General features: G+C 72.2%; 21 protein-coding genes. 16 read left to right on the top strand and 5 right to left on the bottom strand.

Annotated elements, in window-relative coordinates; all coding sequences use genetic code 11:
- The first annotated feature begins 102 nt into the window (after nt 1–102).
- Entirely contained in the window at nt 103–1,170 is a 1,068-nt protein-coding gene (locus E0493_RS04380; protein ID WP_160935714.1) for a class I SAM-dependent methyltransferase, read from the top strand.
- A 12-nt stretch (nt 1,171–1,182) separates the two neighbouring features.
- Here the strand turns inward: E0493_RS04380 and ligA are convergent, their stop codons facing one another.
- Entirely contained in the window at nt 1,183–3,345 is a 2,163-nt protein-coding gene (ligA, locus tag E0493_RS04375) for an NAD-dependent DNA ligase LigA (protein WP_160935713.1), read from the bottom strand.
- Nucleotides 3,346–3,443: 98 nt separating this feature from the next.
- Here ligA and E0493_RS04370 point away from each other — a divergent pair, with 98 nt between their 5' ends.
- Both E0493_RS04370 and E0493_RS04365 read left to right on the top strand, forming a co-directional pair.
- Nucleotides 3,444–4,073 carry a LysE family translocator gene (locus E0493_RS04370; RefSeq protein WP_160935712.1) on the top strand — a complete coding sequence of 210 codons (630 nt, stop codon included), beginning with the start codon at nt 3,444–3,446 and terminating at the stop codon, nt 4,071–4,073.
- A gap of 138 nt (nt 4,074–4,211) precedes the next feature.
- Nucleotides 4,212–5,255, top strand: coding sequence for an alpha/beta fold hydrolase (locus E0493_RS04365; RefSeq protein WP_160935711.1), 1,044 nt, complete (start codon nt 4,212–4,214; stop codon nt 5,253–5,255).
- Between the two features lie 100 nt (nt 5,256–5,355).
- Here E0493_RS04365 and E0493_RS04360 read toward each other — a convergent pair whose 3' ends face one another.
- Nucleotides 5,356–8,574 (bottom strand): DEAD/DEAH box helicase, encoded by a 3,219-nt coding sequence (locus tag E0493_RS04360; RefSeq protein ID WP_160935710.1) that lies wholly within the window; start codon nt 8,572–8,574, stop codon nt 5,356–5,358.
- A gap of 90 nt (nt 8,575–8,664) precedes the next feature.
- On the bottom strand, nt 8,665–9,012 hold the full coding sequence (locus E0493_RS04355) for a cupin domain-containing protein (protein WP_160935709.1): 348 nt from the start codon (nt 9,010–9,012) through the stop codon (nt 8,665–8,667).
- A 164-nt stretch (nt 9,013–9,176) separates the two neighbouring features.
- Between E0493_RS04355 and E0493_RS04350 the strand changes: the two genes are divergently transcribed.
- The 13 genes from E0493_RS04350 (at nt 9,177) to E0493_RS04290 (ending at nt 22,381) form a co-directional block, all read left to right on the top strand.
- The gene (locus E0493_RS04350; RefSeq protein ID WP_160935708.1) at nt 9,177–10,388 is read left to right on the top strand and encodes a zinc-dependent alcohol dehydrogenase; all 1,212 of its coding nucleotides are present in this window, start codon (nt 9,177–9,179) and stop codon (nt 10,386–10,388) included.
- A 269-nt stretch (nt 10,389–10,657) separates the two neighbouring features.
- On the top strand, nt 10,658–11,314 hold the full coding sequence (locus E0493_RS04345) for a cytochrome c3 family protein (protein ID WP_160935707.1): 657 nt from the start codon (nt 10,658–10,660) through the stop codon (nt 11,312–11,314).
- Nucleotides 11,311–14,130 (top strand): 4Fe-4S dicluster domain-containing protein, encoded by a 2,820-nt coding sequence (locus E0493_RS04340; protein ID WP_160935706.1) that lies wholly within the window; start codon nt 11,311–11,313, stop codon nt 14,128–14,130. Before E0493_RS04345 ends, E0493_RS04340 begins: the two co-directional genes overlap by 4 nt.
- On the top strand, nt 14,127–15,485 hold the full coding sequence (gene nrfD / locus E0493_RS04335) for an NrfD/PsrC family molybdoenzyme membrane anchor subunit (RefSeq protein ID WP_160935705.1): 1,359 nt from the start codon (nt 14,127–14,129) through the stop codon (nt 15,483–15,485). Before E0493_RS04340 ends, nrfD begins: the two co-directional genes overlap by 4 nt.
- Entirely contained in the window at nt 15,482–16,000 is a 519-nt protein-coding gene (locus E0493_RS04330) for a DUF3341 domain-containing protein (protein WP_160935704.1), read from the top strand. The genes nrfD and E0493_RS04330 overlap by 4 nt, the downstream gene beginning before the upstream one ends.
- Entirely contained in the window at nt 15,997–16,509 is a 513-nt protein-coding gene (locus E0493_RS04325) for a c-type cytochrome (protein WP_160935703.1), read from the top strand. Before E0493_RS04330 ends, E0493_RS04325 begins: the two co-directional genes overlap by 4 nt.
- Nucleotides 16,506–17,579 (top strand): hypothetical protein, encoded by a 1,074-nt coding sequence (locus E0493_RS04320; protein ID WP_160935702.1) that lies wholly within the window; start codon nt 16,506–16,508, stop codon nt 17,577–17,579. The genes E0493_RS04325 and E0493_RS04320 overlap by 4 nt, the downstream gene beginning before the upstream one ends.
- A gap of 4 nt (nt 17,580–17,583) precedes the next feature.
- Complete coding sequence (locus E0493_RS04315) at nt 17,584–17,970, top strand: hypothetical protein (protein ID WP_160935701.1); 387 nt, start codon at nt 17,584–17,586, stop codon at nt 17,968–17,970.
- Nucleotides 17,967–18,746 (top strand): thioredoxin domain-containing protein, encoded by a 780-nt coding sequence (locus E0493_RS04310; protein WP_160935700.1) that lies wholly within the window; start codon nt 17,967–17,969, stop codon nt 18,744–18,746. Before E0493_RS04315 ends, E0493_RS04310 begins: the two co-directional genes overlap by 4 nt.
- Complete coding sequence (gene coxB / locus E0493_RS04305; RefSeq protein ID WP_160935699.1) at nt 18,743–19,684, top strand: cytochrome c oxidase subunit II; 942 nt, start codon at nt 18,743–18,745, stop codon at nt 19,682–19,684. Before E0493_RS04310 ends, coxB begins: the two co-directional genes overlap by 4 nt.
- The gene (locus tag E0493_RS04300; RefSeq protein WP_160935698.1) at nt 19,681–21,372 is read left to right on the top strand and encodes a cytochrome c oxidase subunit I; all 1,692 of its coding nucleotides are present in this window, start codon (nt 19,681–19,683) and stop codon (nt 21,370–21,372) included. Before coxB ends, E0493_RS04300 begins: the two co-directional genes overlap by 4 nt.
- Entirely contained in the window at nt 21,369–22,004 is a 636-nt protein-coding gene (locus tag E0493_RS04295) for a cytochrome c oxidase subunit 3 (RefSeq protein WP_160935697.1), read from the top strand. Before E0493_RS04300 ends, E0493_RS04295 begins: the two co-directional genes overlap by 4 nt.
- Complete coding sequence (locus tag E0493_RS04290) at nt 22,001–22,381, top strand: cytochrome C oxidase subunit IV family protein (protein ID WP_160935696.1); 381 nt, start codon at nt 22,001–22,003, stop codon at nt 22,379–22,381. Before E0493_RS04295 ends, E0493_RS04290 begins: the two co-directional genes overlap by 4 nt.
- Before the next feature lie 42 nt (nt 22,382–22,423).
- Here the strand turns inward: E0493_RS04290 and E0493_RS04285 are convergent, their stop codons facing one another.
- Nucleotides 22,424–23,899, bottom strand: coding sequence for an amidase (locus tag E0493_RS04285; RefSeq protein WP_160935695.1), 1,476 nt, complete (start codon nt 23,897–23,899; stop codon nt 22,424–22,426).
- A 94-nt stretch (nt 23,900–23,993) separates the two neighbouring features.
- Complete coding sequence (locus E0493_RS04280) at nt 23,994–24,824, bottom strand: sugar phosphate isomerase/epimerase family protein (RefSeq protein WP_160935694.1); 831 nt, start codon at nt 24,822–24,824, stop codon at nt 23,994–23,996.
- Nucleotides 24,825–24,877 lie beyond the last annotated feature (53 nt).

The raw sequence follows: 24,877 nt of genomic DNA, 5'->3' as shown, positions 1-24,877 counted from the left end.
GCCCCTGGCACGGCAGCAAGGCCCCATGCGCCGCCGCGCGCCCGCGAACCCGCTCCGGCTGCGCGGCGCGCGCCGGCGGCCCGGGCGGAGGGGAGAACACGGATGTCCACCGAAACCGCCGTCGATGAAGGCCGGCTGCAGGCCTTCATGGGCAAGATGCTCGACGACATGAGCGCGGCGATGAGCGGCGCCCTGGTGCTGATCGGCGACAAGCTCGGCCTCTACAGGGCGGTCGCCGAGCATGGGCCGCTCACCGCCCGGCAACTCGCCGAGCGCACGGGCACCAGGGAGCGCTACGTGCGCGAGTGGCTGGCCGCGCAGGCCGCCTCGGACTACGTCACCTATGACGCCAAGTCCGGCTGCTTCTCGATGACGCCCGAACAGGCCATGGCCCTGGCGCGGGAGGACAGCCCGGTTTTCGTGGCCGGCGCCTTCGACGTCATCGCGGCGGCCTATATCGACGAGCCGAAGGTGCGGCAGGCCTTCCGCACCGGCGGCGGTGTCGGCTGGCACGAGCACAGCCAGTGCCTGTTCCAAGGCACCGAGCGCTTCTTCCGCACCGCCTACGCGGCGCATCTGGTGCAGGAATGGCTGCCCGCGCTGGAGGGCATGGTGGCCAAGCTGGAGAAGGGCGCGAAGGTGGCGGATGTCGGCTGCGGCCATGGCGCCTCCACCATCCTGATGGCGCGCGCCTTCCCCAACTCCCAGTTCTTTGGCTTCGACTATCATGACGGCTCGGTCGGCCGCGCGCGCAAGGCGGCGGAGGCGAGCGGGCTGGGCAATGTCCGGTTCGAGGTCGCCTCGGCCAAGGCCTTCCGCGGCTCGGGCTTCGACCTGGCCACCGCCTTCGACTGCCTGCACGACATGGGCGACCCGGTGGGCGCGGCGCGGCGCATCCGCGAGGCGCTGGCGCCGGATGGGACCTTCATGCTGGTCGAGCCCTTCGCGCGCGACCGCCTGGCCGACAACCTCAACCCGGTGGGGCGGATCTACTATTCGGCCTCGACGATGATCTGCACGCCCGCCTCGCTGTCGCAGGAGGTGGGGCTGGCGCTGGGCGCCCAGGCCGGGGAGGCGCGGCTGCGCGGGGTGCTGGAGGAGGCGGGCTTCACCCGCATCCGCCGCGCCGCCGAGACGCCGTTCAACATGGTCCTGGAGGCGCGGCCGTGAAGATGGGCGGGCTCAGAGGCCCGCCATCTCCCGCCACTCGCCCTCGGTGAGGGTGCGGATGCCGAGCTCGGCGGCCTTCTTGGCCTTCGAGCCGGCATCGGCACCGACCACCACGAAGTCGGTCTTCTTGGAGACGCTTTTGGTCACCTTGGCGCCGAGCCGCTCGGCCACCGCCTCGGCCTCGTCGCGCGAGGTCTGCTCCAGCGTGCCGGTGAACACCACCACCTTGCCGGCGAAGGGGCTGTCGGCCCCGGCGAAGCCGGCGGCCTCCTCGGGCGTCACCTCGCGGGCGAGGTCGTCCAGCGCGGCGAGGTTGCGCGGCTCGGCGAAGAACTCGACCAGCTCCTGCGCGATGGCCGGGCCGATGCCCTGGATGGAGCCCAGCTCCTCCCGCGCCTCGGAACCGATGGTGGTGGCCGCCAGCATCCGCGCCCGCCAGTGGGCGAATGAATGGTAGTGCCGCGCCAGCAGCTTGGCGTTCTGCTCGCCGATGCGGCGGATGCCGAGGGCGAAGATGAACCGCTCCAGCGGCACCTGGCGCCGCGCCTCGATGGCGGCGAGCAGGTTGGCGACCTTCCGCGTCGCCGTGCCCTTGGCCGACTTGCCCCAGCCCTCCCACTGCCGCATCCGCCCGGTGTGCTGCGCCAGGCGGAAGATGTCGGCGGGGCTCCGCACCAGCCCCTCGTCGTGCAGCCTGAGGATGTTCTCCTCGCCCAGCCCCTCGATATCCATGGCGTTGCGGCCGACGAAGTGCTTCAGCCGCTCCACCGTCTGCGCCGGGCAGATCAGGCCGCCGGTGCAGCGGCGCACCACCTCGCCCTCGGGGCGCACGGCATGGCTGCCGCAGGCCGGGCAGCGGGTGGGGAAGGCGAAGGGTTGGCTGCCGGCCGGCCGCTTCTCCGGCACCACGGCGACGATCTGCGGGATGACGTCGCCGGCGCGCTGCAGGATGACGGTGTCGCCGATGCGCACGTCCTTGCGGGCGATCTCGTCCTCGTTGTGCAGCGTGGCGTGCTGCACCATGACACCGCCGACATTGACCGGCTGCATCACCGCGCGCGGCGTCAGCGCGCCGGTGCGGCCGACCTGGATCTGGATGTCGAGCAGGGTGGTCATCGCCTGCTCGGCCGGGAACTTCCAGGCGATGGCCCAGCGCGGGGCGCGGCCGACGAAGCCGAGGCGCGACTGCCAGTCCAGCCGGTCCAGCTTGAAGACCACGCCGTCGATGTCATAGGCGAGACCGGCGCGCTGCGTCGCCATCTCGGCCTGGAAGGCCTCGGCGGCGTGCTCGTCCGGCAATTGGCGGGAGAGCGGGTTCACCGCGAAGCCCCAGCCGCGCAGCCGCTCCAGGTAGCCGGAATGGGTCTCCGCCACCGGCTCGCTGGATTCGCCCTGGGCATAGGCGAAGAGGCGCAGCGGGCGCTTCGCGGTGATGGCGGGGTCGAGCTGGCGCAGCGAGCCGGCGGCGGCGTTGCGCGGGTTGGCGGGGATGCGGATCTCGGGGCCGACCTTCTCGCCGCGCTCCCGGCGCTCCTCCCGCTCCTCGGCCAGGCGCTGCTGCTCGGCCTGGAAGGCGAGGAAATCCGCCTTGCTCATGAAGACCTCGCCGCGGATCTCGATGCTGGCGGGGTGCGGGGCGGCGAGGCGGCGCGGCAGGATGCTGTTGTCGAAGGTTTCGAGGTTGCGGGTGATGTCCTCGCCCACCGTGCCGTCGCCGCGCGTGGCGCCGCGCACGAAGCGGCCTTCCTCGTAGAGCAGGTTCACCGAGAGCCCGTCGATCTTGGGCTCGGCCACGAATTGCAGCGTCTCCTCCTCCGGCAGCTTCAGGAAGCGGCGGACGCTTTTGGCGAACTCGGCGAAGTCCTCCGGCGCGAAGGCGTTGTCCAGGCTCAGCATCGGCGTGCGGTGCCGGGACTTGGCGAAGCCGGCGGCGGCGGGAGCGCCCGGGGCGGCCTCGCTCGGGCTGTCCGGCCGCTTCAGCGCCGGGAAGCGCGCCTCGATGGCGGCGTTGCGGCGGCGCAGGGCGTCGTAGTCCGCGTCGGTGATCTCCGGCGCGTCTTCCTGGTGGTAGGCGATGTCGGCCGCGGCGATCTCGCGGGCGAGGGCGGCAAGCTCCTCGGCGGCCTGGGCCTCGGTCAGGTCCTGGACGGGAATCGGGCGGAGGGTCGCGCTCATGCCGTCCTGCTACCGCGCCCGGCGGCCGGCGGGAAGCGGCCGGCGGTTTCCGCCAGGCACCGGTTGCCCTAGCCTGGGAGCCCGCAGGAGCCTGTGACATGCCGGACCTTTCGACCCTCGCGCTGTTCGCCGCCGCCTGCCTGGCGCTCGCCATCACGCCGGGGCCGGACATGCTGCTGGTCGCCTCGCGCAGCCTCAGCCAGGGGCGGGCGGCGGGCTTCGCGACGCTGGCGGGCATCCAGGCCGGCATCTACGGGCATGCGCTGGCCGCCGCGCTGGGGCTGTCGCAACTCTTCGTGCTGGTGCCGCTGGCCTATGACGCCGTGCGCTACGCGGGCGCGGCCTATCTCCTCTGGCTGGCCTGGAAGGCGTTCCGCGCTCCGGCCCCGGCGGCCAGCCCGCCGCCCGGCCTGCGCCGCGCCCCGGTGGGCGCGATGTTCCGCCAGGGCCTGCTGACCAACCTCCTCAACCCCAAGGTGGCGCTGTTCGTGCTGGCGCTGTTTCCGCAGTTCCTGCGCCCGGAAGCCGGCTCGGTGCTGGCGCAGACGATGGTGCTGGCAACGGTGCTGAACGTGATCGGCGCGACGGTGAACGGGGGGGTGATCCTGGCGGCCGGCCGCATCGGCCGCACCCTTTCGGGCGGACGGCTCGGCCGTGCGCCGCAGTTCCTGCTGGGGGCGGTCTTCGCCGGCCTGGCGGCGCGGCTGGCCCTCGAAGGCCAGCGGTAGGCGAGCAGGAGAAGGCGGGGTGGAGGGTCTCCTGCTCCCCGCCCGGTTCATGCTTTCGGCGGCGGTAACGCCGCTCGCCTTGCCGCGGCGCGCGGGGCTAAGCTCCCCCGCCCTGGCCCTTTTCCGCCGCTGGCCGTCATGAAAGCCTCGCGTCTTGCTCTCGCCCTGGGATCGCTGACCGCCCTGCTGGCCGCCCTGCTGGCCGGCTGCGCGCCGCGCATGATCGGCCCGGGTCCGGCCATCATGCCTTCCAGCATGGCGGCGGCAACCTTCACCATGCCGGACGGCGCCGCGCTGCCGCTGCGCGCGTGGCCGGCGCAGGGAGCCGTGCAGGGGGTCGCGCAGGGGACCGCGCCGGAGCCGGCGCGCGCCATCATTCTCGGCCTGCACGGCTTCGGGGACACCGCCAGCAATGCCTTCGGCCGCGCTTCGCAGGCCTTCACCGCATCGGGCATCGCCTTCTACGCCTATGACCAGCGCGGCTTCGGGGGCGCGCCGCACCGCGGCGTCTGGCCGGGGGTGGAGGGGCTGGTGCAGGACGCCACGCGGGTGGCGCGGCTGATCCGCGAGCGCCATCCCGGCCTGCCGCTCTACCTGATGGGCGAGAGCATGGGCGGCGCGGTAGCCCTGGCCGCCGCGGCCTCGGCCGACCCGCCGCCGGTGGACGGCATCATCCTGGTGGCGCCGGCGGTGGAGGGGCGGGCCAGCATGTCATGGCTCACGCGCGGCCTGCTCGACTTCGCCGCGCATACCGTGCCGCTGCTGGAGATCCGCAACTCCGCCCCCGGCTTCGCGCCCACCGACGACGAGGAGGCGATGCGCGGCTGGGGCCGCGACCCGCTGACCTACAAGGAGGTGCGGGTGGATGCGGTGTTCGGGCTGGTCGGGCTGATGGACGTGGCGGTGGCGGCGGCGCCGCATGTCACGCAGCACCTTCTGGTGCTCTATGGCGGCGAGGACCGGATCATCGACCCGAAGCCGGTGCAACGCCTGCTGCGGGCGCTGCCCGACCCGGCGCGGCAGCGCGGCGCCTATTATCCGCAGGGCTACCACATGCTGCTGCGCGACAAGAACCGCGTCACCGTGGCGGCGGACGTGCTGGCCTGGATGCAGGACCCGGCGGCGCCGCTGCCCTCGGGCTCGGACCAGGCGGCGCGGGCCTGGCTGGCGCAGGCGCGCTAGAGCATCTTCCGTTCGCTCTGGCTCACGGAAAATGGTCTGGCCGTTTGTTCTAACGAACATCTTCACCCGTCCCGATGATGCAATCGGAACGGGAGCTGCTCTAGGCCGCCACCTTCCGGACGTGCCGGCGCACGTTGCTCAGCAGCCGGGCGGCGTTGGCCAGCCGCTCCGCCGGGGTGCCGCTGGGCTGGCGCAGCACCAGCCGCTCGCCCGCGAGCTGCGCCACCGCGCCCTGCGGCCCCACTTCCAGCCGCCGCACGCCGAGGCGCCGGCAGCGCAGCCGCAGCCGCCCCAGCTCCAGCCAGTTCCGCACGGCGGGAGGGGGCGGGCCGAAGCGGTCCTCGATCTCCTCCGCCAGCTCCTCCAGCGCGCCGGCCTGGCCCTGCCGCAGCAGCTCGCCCATGCGGGCGTGCAGCTCGATGCGCAGCGCGTCCTCGGCCACGTAGTCGGCCGGGATGGCGGCGCTGATGCCGAGCAGCACGGCGGGCGACCACTCCTCCCGCGCCGCCTCCCCGCGCGCGGCGCGGAGCGCGCCGTCCAGCATGTGCTGGTAGAGGCCGATGCCGATCAGCTTGACGTGCCCGGCCTGCTCCTCGCCCAGCAGGTCGCCGGCGCCGCGCAGGTCCATGTCGCGCGCGCTGATGGCGAAGCCGGCGCCGATGCGGTCGAAGGCCTGCAGCGTGTCCATGCGGCGGGCGGCGGCGGCGGTCGGCGGCGCCTCGGGGTCGGTCAGCAGCAGGATGTTGCCGCGCGTCCGGCCGCGCCCGACGCGGCCGCGCAGCTGGTGAAGCTGGGTCAGGCCGAACAGCTCGGCGCGCCAGACCAGCATGGTGTTGGCGCGCGGCACGTCGAGCCCGGTCTCGACGATGTTGGTGGAAAGCAGCGCATCCGCCCCGCCGCCGGCGAAGCGCACCATGGCGGCGTCGATCTCCTCGGCGGGCATGTCGCCATGCGCCTCGATCAGCTTCAGGCGCGGCAGCAGGCGGCGGATGCGGGCGCGCATCGGCGCGATGTCGGCGATGCGCGGGCAGACGATGAAGCTTTGCCCGCCACGGCGCTGCTCGCGCTGCAGGGCTTCCTTGACCATGCTGTCGGTCCAGGGGGACTGCAGCGTGCGGATGGGCTGGCGGCGGGCCGGCGGCGTGGCGATGACGCTCAGCGCCTGCAGCCCGATCAGTGCCGACTGCAAGGTGCGCGGGATGGGCGTGGCGGTGAGGGTCAGGCAATGCGCGCCCCGCCCGAGGCGGCGCAGCATGGCCTTCTGGCGGGCACCGAAGCGCTGTTCCTCGTCGATGATGACGAGGCCGAGCTTCGCGAAGCGGACGTCCTTCGCCGCGAGCGCCTGCGTGCCGATGGCGATGCCGATCTCCCCCGCGGCCAGCCCCGCCTTGGTGCCGCGCGCTGCCGCGGGCGAGGAAAGGCGCGAGAGCATCTCGACGCGGGTGCCGAGCGCGGCGAAGCGGCGGCGGAAGGTTTCCAGGTGCTGCCGCGCCAGCACCGTGGTCGGCGCCAGGACGGCCACCTGGTAGCCGGCCAGCACGGCCACCGCGGCGGCGCGCAGCGCCACCTCGGTCTTGCCGAAGCCGACATCGCCGCAGACCAGACGGTCCATCGGGCGGCCGGCGGCGAGGTCCTGCAGCGTGGCCTCGATGGCCGCCTCCTGGTCGGCGGTGGGAGCGAAGGGAAAGCCGCCGATGAAGCGCTGATAGGCGGCGCGGGGCGCGCGCAGCACGGGGGCCTTCTGCGCCCCCCGCTCGCGGGCCAGCTTCAGCATGGCGCGCGCGGTCCCGGCGATCTGCGCCTCCACCTCGCCGCGGCGCTTCGGCCAGGCCTCGCCGCCGAGCCTGTCGAGGCTGACGCTCTCCGCCCCGGCGCCATAGCGCCAGAGCCGGTCCATCTCGTCGCCGGGCACCAGGGCGGTGGCGCCGCCGGCATATTCGAGCCGCAGGCAGTCCTGCGCGACACCGTCCAGCTCGACCGCCTCCACCCCGCGCAGCGCGCCCAGCCCGTGCTCCAGATGCACCACGGCGTCGTCGGGCTGGAGCTGCGCCGCGCCGAAGACCAGCCCGGGCGAGGGAAGGCCGCGCTCCCGCGCATAGGAGGGGCGGACATCGGCGAGCGCAACCACCGCCGCCGCATCGGTGCGGAAGCCGCTGGCCAGGGCACCGTCGAGCCGGGCCAGGCAGCCGGGCGGGGCGGCGCGCAGCGCCTGCCAGCCGGAGAGGGGCTCGGCGGGCGCGCCGAGCCGCGCGGCGGCGAGGCGCAGCAGCGGGCGGGCGGCGCGTGGCGGACCGGCCACGGCGACACGCCGGCCGGCGGCGCGCTCCACCTCCAGGAAGTCGAGGAACGCCTCCTCCGGCTCCTCCATCGCGGCGAAGCGGGGGAGGCGGCCGGGCGGCGCCTCCGGCGCTTCATCCAGCACCGTCACGTCGCGCCTGGCGCGGGCGGCCTTCCAGGCGGCATGGTCGAGATGCAGCGCCGCCGGCTCGCTCAGGCGCGGGGCCGTCCCCTCGCCGGTGTCCAGCCCGAGGCGGGTACGGAAGGCCTCGGAAACCTCCTGCTCGCGGCGGGCGCGGGCCTCCTTCACCTCAGGCTCCTCCACCAGCGGCGCCTCCGGCAGCAGCTCGAACAGGCTGGTGAGGCGCGGGTGGAACTCGGCCAGGGCGTGCTCGATGCCGGGTGGCAGCGGCAGCTCCTCGCCCTGCGGATTCACGATCTCCGAGGCGGGACCGAGCGTCACCGCCTCCACCTCCGCCACGCTGCGCTGGGTCAGCGGGTCGTAGCGGCGGATGGCGCCGATGCGGTTCCCCTCCAGCTCGATCCGGCAGGGCCCGGCTTCCTCGGTGGCGGGAAAGATGTCGAGCACGGTTCCGTGCAAGGCGGCCTCGCCGGGCTCGTCCACGCGCTCGTCCAGCACATAGCCGAGGCGCAGGAGGCGGTCGCGCAGGGCCTCGCGGTCGAGCGGCTCGCCGCTGCGCAGCGTCAGCGCGTCGAGCGCCGCGGGCGGCGGCAGGCGCTGCATCGCCGCGGCCAGGCCGGCGATCACCAGGCGCGGGCCGCGCGGCGGACGGGCCAGCGCCGCGAGCGCCGCCATGCGCGTGCCCATCGCCGCGCGGGAAGGGGAGATGCGGTCATAGGGCAGGCAATCCCAGCCCGGCAGCAGCAAGGCCTCCAGCCCCGGCGCCAGCGCCCGCACGGCCTGGTGCAGCCGCGCGGCGCGAGGCCCGGAGCGGGCCAGATGGATCAGCCCGGCCGTCCCGCTCTCCTCCGCCCGCTCCACCAGTTGCGCGGCCAGCAGGCCCTCGGGTTCCAGATCCATCGCGTCGTCCTGGCTCTGTGGGGGGCGCCGGTGCGTTGCGGCGGCCCTGGGAGCATCCTAACGCGACAGAGCGGGAAAAGGTCCGGCGCCTCAGCCGCGCGCCGGCTCGTCGCGGGAATGCACCTGCGCCGGGGGGGCGGTGGCTTCGACGGCGGTGAAGGCCTCCTGAACGCGGTAGCGGTGCTCGGCGCCCTTCGGCACCACCCAGGAGGTGCCGGGATGCAGCGTGAGCACCTGGCCCTCGATCAGCAGTTCCGCGCGGCCGGCGACCACATAGCCCACGGTTTCGTAGTCGCGGCGGACGGCGGGGCTCTCGCCCGGCGGCTCGTTCTCCCACAGGCGCATCGAAACCGCCTTGCCGCTGGCCAGGTACTTCTGGCCTTCAGGCCCCTTCGGCGCATGCGCGGCGTCGATCTTGATCGCGGTGGTGTCGGCCATGCTCGCGGTCCCTTCCTGTGCAGGCGTGGAAATGCCTTGCAATCCGGAACCGGTCCCGGCCGCGCGGGTTTCCCAGCGAGGCGCGGCGGCGAGCGGCCGCGCCTCGCCTGAGGCAAGGCCGGGGCGCGCGGCGCCCGCCGGCCCAGAGAACAGGGACCCCCCGCATGAAAGCCGTCGTTTTCCACGGCATCGGCGATATCCGGCTGGACACGGTGCCGGCGCCGAAGCTGAAGCAGCCCACCGACGCCATCATCCGGCTCACCGCGAGCGCGATCTGCGGCACCGACCTGCACATGATCCGCGGCACCCTTCCCGGCATGAGGCCCGGCACGATCCTGGGCCACGAGGGGGTCGGCATCGTCGAGGAAGTCGGGCGCGGCGTGCGCAACCTGCGCCGCGGCGACCGCGTGGTGATCCCCTCCACCATCGGCTGCGGCAACTGCTCCTATTGCCGCTCCGGCTACACGGCGCAGTGCGACGACGCCAACCCGAACGGGCCGACCGCCGGCACCGCCTTCTTCGGCGGCCCCGGGTCGACCGGCCCCTTCGACGGGCTGCAGGCGGAATACGCGCGGATTCCCTTCGCCCACCACAACCTCATCCGCCTGCCGCGCGACGTCTCGGACGACCAGGCGATCCTGCTCTCCGACATCTACCCGACCGCCGACTTCGGCGCCGTGCTGGCGGAGGTCGGGCCGGGCGACGTGGTGGCGGTCTGGGGCTGCGGTCCGGTCGGGCTTTTCGCCGTGCTCAGCGCCTTCCAGCGCGGCGCGCACCGCGTGCTCGCCGTGGACGGCCATGCCGACCGGCTGGAGAAGGCGCGCGAGCTTGGCGCCGAAGCCATCAACTTCAACGAGGAGGACCCGGTCGAGGCGATCAAGGAGCTGACGCGCGGCATCGGGCCGGACCGCGCCATCGACGCGGTGGGGGTGGATGCCGAGCGGCCGAAGCAGGGTCCTGCCGCGGTGAGCGGGGAGCAGGCGAAGCAGTTCGACGAGCAGGTCGCGAAGATCGCGCCGAACGCCAGCCCGCAGGGCCAGCTCTGGAAGCCGGGCGACGGCCCCTCGCAGGCCAGCATCTGGGCGGTGCAGACGCTGGCCAAGGCGGGCACGCTCGGCATCATCGGCGTCTATCCGCAGACCGACCAGTTCTTCCCGATCGGCGCGGCGATGAACAAGAACCTCACCATCAACATGGGGAACTGCAACCACCGCACCTACATTCCGCGCCTCGTCGAGATGGTGGATGCCGGCACGGTGGACCCAACCGTCGTGCTCACGCAGCAGGAACCGATGGCCGACGTCATCGAAGCCTACAAGCAGTTCGACCTGCGCAAGCCAGGCTGGGTGAAGGTGGAACTGCGCCCGGTCGGCTGAGCCCGGCCGGCTGAGCCCGGGGGTTGAGCCCGGGGGTTGAGCCCGGGGGGGGGGCTGAGCTCGGGGCCCGGGCCAGCCCTCCCATGGCCTGGGCAAAACATTAAGAATCCACAAGCCGGGCAACCCTGGCGGATGGCCAAGATTTGGTCGTCAGGTGCGGGGGCATGAAGAAGGGGGGCGGCGTCTTGAGGCAGCGAGCTGCAACGGAAGCACAACTCCGCCGCGAGGCCGGTGGCTGCGCGCTGGCGTCCCGACGCGGCTGAGCTGGCATGGCCCAGCATTTCCCCCCCAGTGCTGACACCATCCTGCGGGCGGCGCTGGCCGGTGCCGCCGTGTTCGCGCTGGTGATCGCCACCGTGCTGCTGGTGCGGCCCTACACCGCCTATTCCACGTCGCAGAACCGGGTGGTCGAGCAGCCCGTGCAGTTCAGCCACGCCCATCATGTCGGGGGGCTCGGGCTGGACTGCCGCTACTGCCACGACGCGGTGGAGAAATCCTCTTTCGCCGGCCTGCCGCCGACGCACACCTGCATGACCTGCCACTCGCAGCTCTGGACCAATGCGGAGATGCTGGCGCCGGTGCGCCGCAGCCTGGGCGAGGGCAAGCCGATCCCCTGGCAGCGCGTCAACCAGGTGCCCGACTTCGTTTATTTCGACCACAGCGTCCATGTGAGGAACGGCGTCGGCTGCAGCACCTGCCACGGCCCCGTGCACACCATGCAGCAGGTCTGGCAGGACAAGCCGCTCACCATGCAGTGGTGCCTCGACTGCCACCGCGACCCGGCGCAGTTCCTGCGGCCGGAGGACAAGATCTTCGACATGACCTGGACGCCGCCGGCGGACCAGGAGGAGCGTGGCCGCAAGCTGATCCAGCACTACCTGATCGAAACCAAGAACCTGACGGACTGCTCGCGGTGCCACCGATGACGCCCCCCGCCGGCCCCTTGCTCGGACGTCGCCAGGCCGCGCTCGGCCTGCTCGCCTCCGCCCTGACGCTGACCTCCTGCGGCCAGCCGGAGGAGGAGATCCTCCCCTATGTCAACAAGCCGGAAGGGCTGACGCCGGGCGTCTCGATGCGCTTCGCCACCAGCCTGCCGATGAGCGGCTATGGGCGGGGCGTGCTGGCCACCACCTACGAGGGGCGGCCGGTGAAGCTGGAGGGCAACCCGCGCCATCCGGCCAGCCAGGGCGCCACCGACGTCTTCACCGAGGCGGCGATCTTTTCGCTCTACGACCCGGACCGCTCCCGCAGCGTGCGCCGGGAGGGGCGGGTGGACACCTGGGAAGGCTTCGAGGCGGCGTTGCTGCCGCGCCTGGCCGCGGCGGAGGCCGATGGCGGCGCCGGCCTGCGGCTGCTGACCGGGCGGCAGACCTCGCCCACGCTGCTGCGCCTGATCGCCGACCTGCGCGGACGCTTTCCGGCGATGCGCTGGCACGTGCACGAGCCGGTCGGCGAGGAGGCGGCGCGCGCCGGCGCCCAACTGGCTTTCGGCACGCCGCTGACCGTGCTGCCGCGCCTTGAGAGGGCACGGGTGATCCTGGCCCTCGACGCCGATCCGCTCGGGCCGGGGCCGGAGCAGATCCGCCATGGCCGTGCCTTCGCCGCCATCCGCAGCGCCCGCCGCGACAATGCCGGCGGCCTCGCGCGGCTCTACGCGGTGGAGCCGGGCTTCTCCACCACCGGCGCCAAGGCCGACCACCGGCTGGCCCTGGCACCGGCCGGGTTGCGGGACTTCGCCCTGGCCCTGGCGGCGCGGCTCGGCGCCGATCTGCCGGCGCCCACGCTGCCGGCGCCCATGGCGCCTTTCCTGGATGCGGTCGTGCAGGACCTCCAGGGCGCGCGCGGCGCGGCGCTGGTGCTGGCGGGGCCCTGGGCGCCGCCCGAGATGCAGGCGCTCGTGCACTGGATCAACGACCGCCTGGAGGCGCCGGTCGACCACCTTCCCCCGCCGCCGGAGCAGCCGGAGGATCTCGCCGCGCTCGGCGCCGCCCTGCGCGGCGGCGGCGTGGACACGCTGGTGATCCTGGACGCCAACCCGGCCTACGATGCGCCGGCGGATCTGGACTTCGCCGGCGCGCTGCGCGGAACGGGCGCCTTCACGGTGCATTCCGGCCCCTGGCGCAACGAGACCGGCGCGCTCTGCCGCTGGCACCTTCCCCAGCACCACCCGCTGGAGGACTGGGCCGACCTGCGTGCCACCGACGGCACCGCCAGCATCGCCCAGCCGCTGATCCGCCCGCTCTATGCCACCCGTTCCGCCGCATGGCTGCTGGGGCTGCTGCGAGGCGAGCTTTCGCTCACCGCCCACGCCGCCGTGCGGGAGACCTGGGCAGCGCGATGGGCCGCGGAAAGCTTCGAGGCGAACTGGCGCCGCGCGCTGCATGACGGGGTGGTGCCGGACAGTGCCGCGCGGCCGCTGCCGCCGCCCGCCGCCCGCCCGCCGGCGCTGCCGCCCGCCCCGGACGAGGGCCCGACGCTGCTGCTGCGGCCCGACCCCACCGTGTGGGACGGCCGGCACGCCAACAATCCCTGGCTGCAGGAATGCCCGAAGCCGCTGACCCGCCAGGTCTGGGGCAATGCGGCCCTGATGGCGCCCGGGGAGGCGGAGCGGCACGGCCTGCGCAAGGGCGACGTGGTGCAACTGCATGCCGGCGGCCGCGTGCTGGAGGCGGCGGTGCTGCCGCTGCCCGGCATGGCGGCCGGGGTGGTGATGCTGAGCCTGGGCTATGGCCGGCAACGGGCGGGCGCCATCGGCAACGACCTGGGTGCCAATGCCTATCGCCTGCGCCGGCAGGACGCGCTCTGGGAGGTTTCCCGCCTGCAACTGTCGCCGGCCGGCCGGCGGGAAGAAGTTCTGCAGTTGCAGGCGGCGCATCAGCTGGAGGGCGAGGCGCGGGAACTGCTGCCCGAGCGGCCCTTCTCCGACTTCCTCCGGCACCCGCTGGAACCCGCGCCGAAGGTGCCGCCAACGAGCCTCTTCAAGCCGCTGGAGCCGGATGCTCCGGTCGCCTGGGGCATGGTGATCGACAGCACGCTGTGCATCGGCTGCAACGCCTGCGTGGTCGCCTGCCAGGCGGAGAACAACGTGCCGGTGGTCGGGCCCGGGGAGGTGGCGAAGGGCCGCGACATGCACTGGCTGCGCATCGACACCTACTGGCACGGCTCGGAGGCGCGGCCGCGGCCGGGCTTCCAGCCGGTGCCCTGCATGCATTGCGAAGCCGCCCCCTGCGAGCCGGTCTGCCCCGTCGCCGCCTCGGTGCATGACGCCGAGGGGCTGAACGTGCAGGTCTACAACCGCTGCATCGGCACCCGCTTCTGCCAGGGCAACTGCCCCTACAAGGTGCGCCGGTTCAACTTCCACGGCTATGCCGACGGGCAGGAATACGCCAACCAGGGCGAGCCCATCGTCGCCGCGCACTACAATCCGGACGTCACGGTGCGCAGCCGCGGCGTGATGGAGAAGTGCACCTACTGCGTGCAGCGCATCAGCGCCGCGCGGCGGCAGGCGGAAAAGGAGGACCGGCCGGTCGCCGAGGGGGAGGTGCGCACCGCCTGCCAGTCCGCCTGTCCCGCACAGGCGATCCAGTTCGGCGACCTGCGGAAGGAGACGGCCGCCGTCAGCAGGCTGCGCCATGAGCCGCAGCACTATGCGCTGCTTGGCCATCTCGGCACCCGGCCGCGCACCACCTACCTGGCGCAGGTGCGCAACCCCAATCCCGCGCTGGAGGAGCCGGAGGCATGAGCGGCGGCGGGGGAGGCACGGAAGGGCTGCTTCCGCGCGGCACGAGCTACGGCGCGCTGGTCGGCCTGGTCGCGGACGCGCTGATGCGCCGCAACGTCGGCTGGCGCTGGTACGCGGCCTTCGGCGTGACGCTGGCGATGACGCTGATGCTGGCGGGCTGCATCGCCTGGCTGTTCCTGCGCGGGCTCGGCATCTTCGGCAACAACACCGCCGTGGTCTGGGGCTTCCCGATCGCCAACTACGTCTGGTGGATCGGCATCGGCAATGCCGGCACCTTCATCTCGGCGGCGCTGCTGCTGACGCGCCAGCCCTGGCGCGCGGCGATCAATCGCTTCGCCGAGGTGATGACGATCTTCGCCGTCTCCATCGCCGGGCTGTTCCCCATCCTGCATCTCGGCCGGCCGGAATACGCCTACTGGCTGGCGCCCTATCCGAACGTGATGGGGCTCTGGCCGCAGTGGCGCAGCGCGCTGGTGTGGGACTTCGCCGCCATCGTCAGCTACCTGATCTTCTCGCTGCTGTTCTGGTATCTCGGCCTGATCCCGGACATGGCGACGCTGCGGGACCGGGCGCAGACCCGCACGGGCCAGGTGGCCTACGGCGTGCTGGCGATGGGCTGGCGCGGCTCGGCGCGGCACTGGCAGTTGCACGATGCCGTCTATCGCGCGCTGGCGGTGATGGCGCTGCCGCTCGTCGTCTCCGTGCACAGCGTGGCGGCGATGGACTTCTCCGCCAGCCTGATGCCGGGATGGCAGGAGACGATCTACCCGCCCTACTTCGTCGTCGGCGCGCTGTTCTCCGGCTTCGGCATGGTGATCGTGCTGACCGCGCTGGTGCGGCTCGGCCTCGGGCTGCAGGCCATCATCACGCCGCGCCATTTCGAGGTGATGGGCAAGATCGTGCTGGCCTGCTCGCTCGGCATGGGCCTCTCCTACGCCACCGAGTGGTTCTTCGCATGGTCGCTCGGCAGCCGCGCGGAGCTGGTGCATCTCCACAAGCTGTTCGACGGGGAATACACGCCGCTCTACGTCGCGATGCTGGCCTGCAACCTGCTGGTCCCGCAGCTGATGTGGATCCCCCAGGCACGGCGCAACATCCTCGCGGTGGTGGGCGTCGCCGTCGTGCTGAACGTCGGGATGTGGCTGGAGCGCATCCTGATCATCTGGAACACGCTGTCGCACGGGCACCTGCCCTCGATGTGGTCGGTGTTCTGGCCAAGCGTGTTCGACTGGCTGGTGCTGGCCGGCTCGCTCGGCTTCTTCGCCATGATGTTCCTCTGCTTCGCCCGCCTGCTGCCTGCGGTGGCGATGCACGACCTCGGCAAGCTGCTGCGGGAGCGGAGGAAGGGATCATGACCGCGCTGCTGCTGGCGGAGTTCCGCGACCCGGAGACCCTCATCACCGCGGCGCGCCGCGCCCGCGATGCCGGCTGGAAGGGGCTGGACGCGCACACGCCCTTCGCCGTCCCCGAACTGGTGGAGGCGCTCGGCCTGCCGCCCGCGCGCATCCGCCCCATCATGCTGGCCGCCGGCGCGGCGGCGGCGGTGCTGACCTTCGCCATGTGCTGGTACAGCGCGGTGATCGACTATCCGCTCAACCTCGGCGGCCGGCCGCTGAACAGCTGGCCCACCTTCATGGTGCTCTGCTTCGAGGCGGCCGTGCTGGCGGCGGCGCTGGCCGGCTTCATCGCCTTCTTCGCCCTGAGCGGCCTGCCGCGGCTGCATCACCCGCTGTTCGCCGCGCGCGACTTCGAGCGTGCCAGCCAGGACGCCTTCTTTCTCGCCGTGCAGGACCCGAAGGTGGACGCGGAGCGCCTCGCGCTGCTGCTGGACGGGCTCGGGCCGGTGGCGGTGCGGGAGGTGGCGCGATGAGGCGCATCCTGGCCTGCGCGGCCACCCTGCTCGCGCTCGCCGGCTGCAAGCTGGACATGAAGCAGCAGCGCAAGCTGAACACCTATGAGCGCACCAGCCTTTGGCCGAACGGCAGCGAGGCGCAGCCGCTTCCCGAGGGGGTGGTGGCGCAGGGCGACCTGGCGCGGGAGGCCGCCGCCGCCAGCCCGCCGCCCGCCACGCCGGAACTCCTGGCGCGGGGCAAGGCACAGTACGAGATCTACTGCACGCCCTGCCACGGCACCGCCGGCCTGGGCGACGGCATGATCGTGCGGCGCGGCTTCCCGAAGCCGCCGAGCTATCACACGCAGCGCCTGCGCGCCGCGCCGGCGGCGCACTTCTTCGACGTCATCACCAACGGCTACGGCGTCATGTACGGCTATGGCGGCCGCGTCGCGCCGGAGGACCGCTGGGCCATCGTGGCCTATATCCGCGCGCTGCAGCTCACGCGGGCGCCGGCACTGGCGCAGGCGGGGGAGGGCAACCCATGAGCCCCGAGGCGCTGAGCGCCCGGTCCGGGTGGGTACGGCTTGCCCTTCTGTGGGGCGCGGGCGGCACGGCGCTGCTGCTGGCGGCGCTGCTGGTGCTGCCGCAGGCGCGTGAGATCCTGGCGGCGGGCTGGCTGATCGGCCTGCTGTTCTGGCTCGGCATCGCGCTCGGCGCGCTGGCGCTGCTGGCGGCACATGCGCTGACCGGCGGCCGGTGGGGACGCGCGCTCTGGCCCGCCCTGGCTCCCGCGGCCGCGAGCCTGCCGCTGTTCCTGCTGCTGATCCTGCCGCTCGTCGTCGGCGTGGGCAGGCTCTACCCCTGGGCTGGTGAGCCTGGCCACCCCGAGCGGGACGTGGTGGCGCAGCTCTATCTGAACCTGCCGGGCGCCACGCTGCGCGGGGTGGTGGCGCTGCTGGTCTGGTCGGTGCTCGCCCTGCTGCTCGTGGGGTTGCGGCCCGGCGGGGTGCGGCGGATGGTGGCGGCCCTGGGGCTGGTCTTCCACATGGCCGCCACCACGCTGCTCGGCTTCGACTGGGTGCAGTCGCTGGAGCCGCATTTCCACTCGACCTCCTTCGGGATGGCCTCGCTGGTTTTGCAGCTGATGGCGTGTCTCGCCTGGGCGGTGCTGCTGCGCCCGGCGCCGGCCGAAGCGGCGCCGGATGTCGGCGGGATGCTGCTGGCAACGGTGCTGGGCTCGCTCTATCTCGGCTTCAGCCAGTATCTCGTCATCTGGTACGGGGACCTGCCGGAGAAGGTGGCGTGGTACGTGCTGCGGCAGCACTGGGGCTGGCTCGCCGTCGAGCTGCTCTCGTTGCTGCTTTCCACCCTGCTGCCCCTGGTCATGCTGCTGCCCACCGCCCAGCGCGGCAGCCCGGCGGCGCTGGCGCAACTCGCTCCCTGGCTGCTGGCCGGCATCCTGCTGCACCAGGCCTGGCTGGTGGCACCCGGCGCCGGCTTCTGGGCGCTGCCGGTCGCCGCCCTGGCGGTTCTGGCGGTGGGCGGGCTGTGGTTCGGCCTGGCCTACGGCCTGATCGCCGGGCGCCTGGTCCGCACCACGGCCGCCGGGTCCTGACGCCATGCCGAACAAACTCACCGAACGCCGCTCCCGCATCGACCTGCGCTCCTGGCTCATCCTGGGCGTCGGGCTGGGAGCGGCCGCCTTCCTCGTTCTCGCCATGGGCGGCCTCTACGCCCTCTACCGCTGGACGCAGGCCCCGATGACCTACGAGCCGCCGCGGCAATTCCCGCAGCCGCGGCTGGAAGCCAATCCTGCCGCCAGTCTCGCCACCTTCCGCGCGGCGCAGCGGGCCGAGCTGGAGGGCGGGCCGCAGCCGGACGGCACCCTGCGCCTCTCCATCGAGCAGGCGATGGAGACCATCGCCCGCCGCGGCGCACAGGCCTATGCGCCCCTGCAAGCGCCGCCCGCCGCCCCGCTGCCCGTGCGTCCGGAGGCGGTCCGATGAGGCGGGTCCGGCTGCTTGCCCTGGCGCTGCTCGCCAGCCTTGCCGCCGGCTCCGCGCGGGCGGCGCTGACGCAGGCGAGCCTTTCGGAGGTGACGCTGGCGCCGCCGCCCGGGGCACGGCTGCCGCCCGGCCTCGCGCTGCGGGACGCGGCGGGCCAAGCCACCACTCCGGCCCAGGCGCAGGGCCGGCGGCCGGCCGTGCTGGTGCTCGCCGACTACACCTGCACGGTGCTCTGCGGCACCGAGCTCGGCCTGGCCTCGGCGGCGCTGGAGAAGGTGAAGCTGCGGGCAGGCTCGGACTACACCTTTCTCGCCCTGGGGATCGACCCGAAGGACGGCCCCGCCGCGGCGGCGGCGATGAAGGCCGCGCATTTCCCGCAGGCGCCGGCGGAGGCGGTGCGCTTCCTCGTCGCCGACGCCGAGGGAATCCAGCGGACCGAGACGGCGCTCGGCTACACCGCGCATTACGACGCCGAGACCGACAGCTACGCGCACCCGCTCGGGCTGCTCGTGCTGACCGCCGACGGCGCGGTCTCCCGCGTGCTGAGCGGGCTGGAGATCGATCCCCCGACCTTGCGGCTGGCGCTGGTGGAGGCGGGGCAGGGGCGGGTCGGCAGCCTCGGCGAGCAGTTGCGCCTGTTCTGCTACGGCTTCGATGCCGCGCGGGGGATCTACAATGCCTGGGTGGAACGCGTGCTGACCATCGGCACCACCGTCACCGTGCTGCTGCTCGGCAGCTTCCTGGCCTGGGCCTTCTGGCGGGAGCGGCGGGCATGAGTGGCGTGACCTTCTGGCCGCCCGAGGCCTCCGCCGCCGCCGCGCGGGTGGACGTCATCGTCATCGCCCTGCTGCTGATCAGCACGGCCATTGTGCTGCTGGTCGGCGGCCTGATCCTGGGCTTCTCCATCCGCTACCGGCGCGGCTCCAACGCGCAGCGCGGACAGTTGCCGGAGTTCATCCAGAAGGAGGTGGAGGTCGGCTGGACGGCCGGGACGCTGTTTCTGGCGCTCTTCCTGTTCGGCTGGGCGAGCATCACGGTGCTGACGGCCGAGAAGCCGCAGGCCGATGCGCTGGAGATCCATATCGAGGCGCGGCAGTGGATGTGGAAGGCGCGCCACCCCGACGGCGCACGCGAGATCAACACGCTGCACCTGCCGGCCGGCGAGCCGGTGCGGCTGCTGATGCAGTCGCAGGATGTCATCCACAGCTTCTTCGTGCCCGCCTTCCGGGAAAAGCAGGACGTGCTGCCCGGCCGCATCACGCAGCTCAGCTTCACGCCGACCGAGGAAGGCGAGTTCTCGCTCTTCTGCGCGGAATACTGCGGAACGCTGCATTCGCGCATGGGCGGCAAGGTGGTGGTGATGAAGCCGGAGGACTACGCCCGCTGGCGCGCCGCCCAGCCGCAGGAGGACGACCAGTCCAAGGAGGGCGAGGCGCTGTTCCGCACCGTCGGCTGCTCCGGCTGCCATGCCCCGGCCTCGCCGGTGCACGCGCCGAGCCTTGCCGGGCTCTACGGCCGCCTGGTGAACCTGGCGGACGGCCGCACCGTGCGGGCCGACGAGGCCTATCTGCGGGACTCCATCCTGCAGCCGCGGCGCGACATCGCCGCCGGCTACGCGCCGATCATGCCGACCTTCGCGGGCATCCTGAGGGAGGACGAGTTGCAGAAGATCCTGGCCTACCTCATGTCCCTGCGGCGGGAGGGCGGCTCATGAGCGACCTCGCCGCCCAGCGCGTCCGCCCCGCCGAGGCGCCGGCCGAGCCGTGGCAGGACAACTACCTGACCTCCGAGCAGGGCATCCTCTCCTGGTTCACCACCACCGACCACAAGCGGATCGCCCTGCTCTACATGGCATCCCTGCTGGCCTTCTTCATCATCGGCGGCTTCGCGGCGGTGATGATCCGGCTGGAACTGTTCACCCCCGCGCAGGACCTGATGACGGCGGACGAGTACAACCGCATGTTCACCCTGCACGGCACGGTGATGGTGTGGTTCTTCCTGGTGCCGTCCATCCCCAACACGCTCGGCAACTTCCTGCTGCCGCTGATGATCGGCGCGCGCGACGTCGCCTTTCCGCGCCTCAACCTCTCAAGCTGGTACCTGTTCAACGGCGCGGGCCTGCTGCTGCTGTTCTCGCTGCTGCTGGGCGGCGTTGACACGGGCTGGACCTTCTACACGCCCTTTTCCACCATGTTCTCCAACGGCTACGTGCTGCTGGCGGCGCTGGCTGTGGTGCTGGTGGGCTTCTCCTCCATCATGACCGGGGTGAACTTCATCGCCACCGTGCACCTGCTGCGCGCGCCGGGCATGCACTGGTTCCGCATGCCGCTGCTGGTCTGGGCGCTCTACGCCACGTCCATCGTCATCGTGCTGGCGACGCCGGTGCTGACGGCCTCGCTGCTGCTGATCGTCGCCGAGCGCGGCTTCGGCCTGCCGGTCTTCGACCCGGCCCATGGCGGCGACCCGCTGCTGTTCCAGCACCTGTTCTGGTTCTACAGCCATCCCGCCGTCTACATCATGATCCTGCCTTCCTTCGGCGTGATCAGCGAGATCGTCACCTGCTTCGCGCGGCGGCGGATCTTCGGCTACACCTTCATGATCTACGCCATCCTCTGCATCGCGGTGATCGGCTTCCTGGTCTGGGGCCACCACATGTTCGTCTCCGGGCAGTCGCTTTTCGCCAGCCTGATCTTCTCCTTCCTCTCCTTTGTCATCGCCGTGCCCTCGGCGATCAAGGTGTTCAACTGGAGCTTCACCCTCTATCGCGGACAAATCACCTTCGAGGCGCCGATGCTCTACGCGCTCGGCTTCATCGGGCTGTTCACGCTGGGCGGGCTGACCGGGCTGTTCCTCGCCTCCGTTCCGATCGACATCCACGTCACCGATACCTATTTCGTCGTCGCCCATTTCCACTTCATCATGGTGGGCGGCGCGGTGACGGCGCTCTATGGCGGGCTGTCCTTCTGGTGGCCGAAGATCACCGGGCGCCTCTACCCCGAGGGCTGGGCGCGCTTCGCCGCCGTGCTGATGTTCTTCGGCTTCGTCTTCACCTTCTTTCCCATGTTCATCATGGGCTATGCCGGCATGCCGCGCCGCTACGGGGCCTATCCGCCGGAGTTCCAGATCTGGCATGTCATGGCTTCCTCCGGCGCGGTGCTGCTGGCGGCAGCCTATCTCCTGCCGATGGGTTACCTCACGCTCTCGCTGTTCCGCGGCGCGCGCGCCACCGACGACCCCTGGGCCGCGACCGGCCTGGAATGGCGCACCCGCTCGCCGCCGCCGCGGCACAACTTCGAGCCCATGCCGGTGGTGGACGAGGGGCCCTACCTCTACCATCCCGAGGCCGAAGGACCGCACCACACCGACCGCGAGCCGCATGAGCGGCAGGGGAGGGGCGCATGAGCGGCGGCGAGGCCCTGCGGGAGCCCTGGGAAAGCCTGCGGCGCCAGCGCGAGGCGGCGGGCTTCGGCATGTGGCTGTTCCTGAACAGCGAGGCGCTGCTGTTCGGCGCGCTGATCAGCGCCTTCTTCGCCACGCGCTTCTTTCACCCGCAGGGCTTCGCCGCCGGGGGCAGGGAAGCCGAGATCGTCTATGGCACGGTGAACACGCTGGTGCTGCTGACCAGCAGCCTGACCATGGCAATGGCCTCCTTCGCCACGCGGGCGGAACTGCGGCGGGTGAGCTTTTGGAGCCTGGGCCTGACCCTGGCCCTCGGGGTGGTTTTCCTTGGCCTCAAGATCATGGAGTGGCGGTCCGACCTGGAGAAGAACATGTTCCCCGGCCCGGGCTTCCCGATCGAGCAGCCCGGAGCGGCGCTTTTCTGGGGCTTCTACTGGGCGCTGACGCCGCTGCACGCGCTGCACATGATCGGCGGCCTCAGCACGGTGGGGTTCCTCACCTGGCAGGCCGCGCGGGGCAAGCGGCCGCTCCGCAGCCCCGCCTTCGAGGCGGCGGGACTGTACTGGCACCTGATCGATGTGGTCTGGATCTTTCTCTACCCGCTGATCTACCTGCAGGGGCGGGCCTCGTCATGAGCGGGCATTCCCTGGGCGAGGGCGATCCCAGGACGCTGCGCGCCATCCTCTGGCGCACGGTGCCGGTCTGGGCGGCGCTGATCGCCCTGGCCCTGTCGAGTTGCGCGCTGGCCTATGTGCCGATGGGCGGGTTCAACATGGCGGCGAGCCTGGCGATCGCCGCGGCGAAGATGGTGCTGGTCGGCGTGTTCTTCATGCATCTCCGCCGCCCGGACCCGCTGCTGCGGCTTTCGGGCGGCGCCTGGCTGCTGTGGCTCGGCTTCCTGCTGGCGCTGGTCTTCGCGGACCAGGCGACCCGCGCGCCGATCAGCCAGCCGGCCCATAGCCCGGACGTCACCGGCCGGGAAACGGGGCCGGGGGGAATGCCGGGCTTCTAGAGCGGACCCCGTTCCGAGGGCATCATCGGAACGGGATCCGCTCTAGCGGCCGGTGACATGCACCCCCGGCCGCTTCCCGGCGTTCCAGCGGCCCTGGAGCGCCCGCTCGATCTGCGCCGCGAGCTGCAGCAGCAGCCCGTCATTCGCCTGCCGGGCCAGGGCCTGGATGCCGAGCGGCAGGCCGTTCTCCTGCATGGCCATGGGCATCGAGATGCCGGGGATGCCGCAGAGATTGGCCAGGGGCGTATAGGCGAAGTTGCGCCAGAGGTTGCCGAACCAGTCGAGCACCGAGGGGTTATCGCTGATCGTCAGGTATTCCGTCGTGCCGATGCGCGGCGTGGGCAAGGCGGTGATCGGCGTCAGGATGATGTCCCATTCCTCGAAGAAGGCGCCGAAGCTCCGCGACGTCGTGTTGAACACCGCCTGCATCTGCGCCCGCTCGGTGTAGGAGATGTTCAGCCCTTCCTCCCAGACGCGGACGCAGACCGGCTCGATCAGCCCGGCGGGCGGGCGCTCCAGCCCGCGCGGCGCGAGCAGGTTGTTGATGGTCTGCGCGAAGTTGCTGATGTAGCAGGTGGTCTGCGCGGCGAAGGCGGCGCGGAAGTCCACCGCCGGCAGCGCCCATTCCACATGATGGCCCAGCTTCTCCAGGAAGCGGCCCGCTTCCTCCAGCGCCCGCACCCGCTCGGGCGTGGCGCGGTAATCCCCCCATTCGTGCGAGAGGGCGACGCGCAGCCGGCCGGGATCGCGCCGGATCAGCGTGGAGCAGGGTTCCGCCGGCATCCAGTAGGGCATGAACTCGCCCGGCGCGCCGCCGCGGCAACTGTCCACGAAGGCGGCCGTGTCGCGCACGGAGCGGGTGACGCAACCCTGCGTGGAGACCAGGCCCGTCAGGTCCGAGGCGCCGGGCGCGATGGAGAAGACGCCGCGCGAGGCCTTCAGGCCGATGACGCCATTGACGCCCGCGGGGATGCGGATGGAGCCGCCGCCATCCGTGGCATGCGCGATGGGCAGCGCCCCGGCGGCGACCATGGCCGCGCTGCCGGCGGAGGAGCCGCAGGTGGTGTGGTCCGTGTCCCAGGGGTTGCGCGTGACATAGACGGCCGGGTTCTCGGCCGAGCTGCAAAGGCCGAACTCGGGCGTGGTTGTCCGGCCGAGGATGTTCAGCCCGGCCTGGCGGAGGCGCCCGGTCAGGTAGCTGTCCGCCGCGGCGCGGTTGCCGCGCATCAGCAGCGAGCCCATCTCCTGCAAGCGGCCCTTCAGCGTCGGGCCGAGATCCTTCATGAGGTAAGGCACGCCGGCGAAGGTGCCGCGCGGGTCCAGGCCATCCTTCAGCGGGTCGGCCACCACGTCCTCGAACACTTCGATCACGGCACTGGTGGCGGGGTTGGTGCGGGCGATCGCGGCGGCGGCCTGGGCGGCCAGCTCGGCGGGGGTCAGCTCGCCCTTGGCCACCCGGCCGGCCAGCGCCGTGGCATCATGCTCCGCCCATTCGTCCCAGCTCATCGCCAGCGTCATCTTGCTCGCCCGCTCCCCGTGTCGCGGGGGAAGCGTAGAGAAGCGCCGCAGGGGGTCAAGGCGGCCGGGGGAGGGCTGCCCCCCGGCCCTGGGGTCATTCCGCCAGTCCGAGCCGCTCCAGATGGGCGGCGCCCTTGCGCAGCCCGGCGGGCTCCCGCACTTCCAGGATCAGGCGCGGGTCCGACTCCAGTGCCGCGATGGCGGCGAAGACGGCCTCCCACCGCACGGTGCCCTCGCCGGGATGCCAGTGGCGGTCGGCGAACCCGTCGGCGTCCTGCAGATGGACGTGCTGCAGGGCATTGCCGGCGGCGTGCACGTAGTAGTCCACCGGCGGGGCGCCGGTGCTGCCATGCGCGTAATGGGCGTGGCCGGTATCGAGCGAGACGCGCACCGCCGGGCTGCCGAAGGACGCGGCGAGGGCGACGCGGGCGTGCGGGTCCTTGTCCTCGATGTTTTCGATGACCAGCGTGCAGCCCATTCCCTCGGCGCGGGCGACCGCCGCGCGCATGGTCTGGTGCACACGCCCGACCAGTTGCTCGCGGGCGTGGCGGTGGTTGTCCAGGTTGTTGTGGGCCCAGGTGGTATAGGGCGAATGGACGACCATCTGCGTGGCGCCAAGCTCGGCGCAGATGTCGAGCGCCTGATCCAGCCGGCGCGCGACGATGGCGCGGATCTCCGGGTCCTCGGAATCCAGGCGGAAGCCAAGGAAAGGCCCGTGCAGGCCGAGCCGTCCGCGATGGCCGTCGAGCAGGGCCTTGGCCTGCTCCGCCAGCGGGCGCCAGTCGCCGTTCAGCACGTCCGGCGCGTAGAAGTCCTGCAGCTCCAGATCGCGCTGCCGTTCAAGAATCCAGCCCCGGTGCATGCGGAGCCCTTCCAGGGGAAGCGCGGCGCCAAGAAGGGGGCGCGCGCTGCGGGTATCGGTCATGGCCGTCCTTGATGCTGCCGTGAAGCGTCGCCGGGCGCGGCCCAGGAAAGGCG

This window comes from Teichococcus coralli (assembly GCF_009829925.1).
GTDB lineage: Bacteria > Pseudomonadota > Alphaproteobacteria > Acetobacterales > Acetobacteraceae > Pseudoroseomonas > Pseudoroseomonas coralli.
This window is presented reverse-complemented; position numbering and strand designations above follow the sequence as displayed.